General features: G+C 40.7%; 4 protein-coding genes. 1 reads left to right on the forward strand and 3 read right to left on the reverse strand.

Annotated features, from left to right (window positions below; translation table 11 throughout):
• Positions 1-300: winged helix-turn-helix domain-containing protein (locus ACRCYC_RS08530; RefSeq protein WP_438618687.1), on the forward strand; the 300-nt coding region annotated here is incomplete at its 5' end.
• Between the two features lie 166 nt (positions 301-466).
• Here ACRCYC_RS08530 and yiaA read toward each other — a convergent pair.
• From yiaA to ACRCYC_RS08545, 3 genes are read right to left on the reverse strand one after another with little or no spacing between them, the layout of a single operon-like run.
• Complete coding sequence (gene yiaA, locus ACRCYC_RS08535; protein WP_047707613.1) at positions 467-907, reverse strand: inner membrane protein YiaA; 441 nt, start codon at positions 905-907, stop codon at positions 467-469.
• Between the two features lie 2 nt (positions 908-909).
• Entirely contained in the window at positions 910-1,698 is a 789-nt protein-coding gene (locus tag ACRCYC_RS08540) for a DUF2145 domain-containing protein (protein ID WP_047707623.1), read from the reverse strand.
• 16 nt (positions 1,699-1,714) lie between these two features.
• Positions 1,715-2,029, reverse strand: a complete 315-nt coding sequence (locus tag ACRCYC_RS08545) for a hypothetical protein (protein ID WP_156121104.1) — start codon at positions 2,027-2,029, stop codon at positions 1,715-1,717.
• Positions 2,030-2,592: the final 563 nt, after the last annotated feature.

A 2,592-nucleotide genomic window follows, 5' to 3' on the forward strand; every position in this document is an offset into this window, starting at 1 on the left:
AGCTTCCCAGAATGTGGGTTAACCTTGGATATTAATAGTCACCAGGTGACCTTACATGGCAATGAAATTAATTTATCGCGCAAAGAGTTTGCCTTACTACAAGCTTTGATCAGTCATCCGGGAAAACTGCTATTGCAAATGCAACTACTGAATGATATCTGGGGGCCGAGCCACGTAGATGATACTCATTATTTACGTATTGTAGTTGCAAACTTACGCAAAAAACTCGGTGATAACTCGCAGGAGCCTATTTTCATCAAAACAGAGCCAGGCATCGGGTATTGTTTTATTGGGAAGTAGTGGTGTTGGTTGTTGTCATGCCTGAAGAGTGATCGTTGGTGGTTACCTGCAGTTAAACGATGAAAGTTTGTAGCTGTAAAATCAAGTCGCTTTATAGTAAGCGACTTGATTTATAGGCTAGAGCCTTGCCTTTGATGTTAATTAATTGCTTCTGAAATAATAAGAATTAATTTTCATCTAACATTTGTGGAATGTCTTCTTTTAGCTCATCACGACTTGAGCTTATCTGATCACGCTCATTTTTTTGCATGGTGGCGCTAGAAAATAATGCCAGTAAAAAAGACATAATATAAAAGCCTTTTTCACTTAACAAAAGAGTAGCGTTCCACAATCCAATCAAGAAAAACGCTAGCGATGAGACTGTTGCTATCAGACAAATAAATTTATATTTATCACTAACGTAGTTTCCATCTAATTTATCTCGGAGTACCTTCTGAAGGCTAATTGCAGAGAATAAACCAAATAATAGACAGATTAGATAATAGCCTTTTTCATTAAGCTCCATCTGGGCGTTCCAAACGCCAATAAGGTAGGCTCCAATTGAGGCAATGAGGCATGCTATGGTAGCTATTTTATATGAGTTAGATACAGTGTTGGAACTCATCATTATTAGTCCTTTACTAAGTGATATGTTGCATCACTCAACTGGTATTCATTCATAAAGTTGGCAATGGTTGTAAATGTTGCTGTAACAATGGGGCCGTTTTGATCACGTGTAGTAAAGTCCTTCACAAAAAGTGGGCCAAGTAGAGTTTTCATTGTGCCTAGATTGATCTCTTGTGGTTTGAAATAGGCTTTGATGTTGGCTTTTATTTGCTGATAGTCATTGGTGTTGTAGATGGCACTGGTTAAGACATCTAGCGTAAACTCAGTGCAGTTTTGATATTCATCGTTAAATGGGTTAGCTACGACAGAATATTTTTTTACGTGTAACCTCTTGTAGGTATCAGAGGTAATGACATCAAGGATTTTGTTCTGTAGCGAAGGTTTTGGAATAATGATCCCTGCTTTTAGTGAATCCACACCCGCAAAAAAATCTGGAGGATAATCATTAACCAAATCACTGGTATCAATAGCTCCTGCTCGCTGGTAAAGGTTATAGACTTGATATCCCGGAATCTCTCGGCCATCAGATGTCTTGATTTTGGAGTAGACCCAGAATGCAACATGTGTGTAGTGTACGTTAGGAGGTAATTCTTTCTCTGGACGGCCTATACGTGACACAATGGCCACACGGGCTCCTTTTGCTGCGAGTGATCGCTCTATTTTCTTTGAAAATGTGATGAGCTCTTCGGTAGAGAAGTTTTTGCCTACTTGAGCATCGCCACGATCTGAAAATCCGCCAGCGTAAGCAGAGCATGAAAGAGTCGCAGATAATATGAGTGCTGCTTTATTCATTGACATGGTGAGAGCCTTATTCAGTTTTTGGTGGTGGCCCTGCGGTAACGGCTTCTTCTGAAATAGGGAGTGGTTCATTTGTTTTTCCAAGTAATTTATTGCCTGCTTTTTCGGCTACAGAACCGACAGCTCCTATGCCTTTAAGGGGGACTGCGGCAACTCCACTTGCTAATTGTCCAGATGCCGCTGTGCCTTCTAGCGCTGAATAGCCACTCGCGACTACCGCTACTCCTCCAGCCGATGCTGCATTACCTGCGTGTTCTGACAATCCTTGGGCGGCAAAGCTGCTCCATGGGATCAATGCTGCCCCTAAGAGTAGAATTCGCTTCATAATTGGTATCCTTCAACCAAATTAGTGTGATCGAATGAAAAGTAATCTCTCATCGCCATCATAGTTATGATGGCTCGAAATACAGGTCGCGCGATTTAGCTGGATATCTGCATATTGCGCTGAACCAGAAGTACTGACTGAATTTGTCATCTTGCTAAAGCTCTTGGCTGAATGTGTGAATTTTCAGTCATAAATCTTAAGGTGAAGACAGTACCTGCATAATCAGTACTCAAATGCCTCAAGCAATTTACGAGCCATTCTTATAAGTCCTTTATTATTAATGTGTTAGCGTAAAAATTGCGGGTGTTGCTTCAATGTTGAGCAATAAGTTGCTCGTAATGGATATATGAGCTGGTAATAGTTGCTTCGCTGGATGTATATACTGATAGGTGAGCAATCCATTGCGCACAACAGAGCATAAGTCTGAATTATATGGCGATGTGGAGTACGGTACGAATTTTATTTGCTTTGAAAATGGGGAGCTATTTTCGATCTTCAATAGGATTTGCAATGAAGTGCGTAAACCTCTTACTTAGCGAGTTTTATGGCTTTGCGCGCAATGT

The sequence above is a fragment of the Paraclostridium sp. genome (assembly GCF_051657365.1).
Classification (GTDB): Bacteria; Bacillota; Clostridia; order Peptostreptococcales; family Peptostreptococcaceae; genus Paraclostridium.

Excerpts from the sequence above, each read along its gene's own strand:
- yiaA (WP_047707613.1), bottom strand. The coding sequence starts at position 907 with ATGATGAGTTCCAACACTGTATCTAACTCATATAAAATAGCTACCATA.
- ACRCYC_RS08545 (WP_156121104.1), bottom strand. The coding sequence starts at position 2,029 with ATGAAGCGAATTCTACTCTTAGGGGCAGCATTGATCCCATGGAGCAGC.
- ACRCYC_RS08540 (WP_047707623.1), bottom strand. The coding sequence starts at position 1,698 with ATGAATAAAGCAGCACTCATATTATCTGCGACTCTTTCATGCTCTGCT.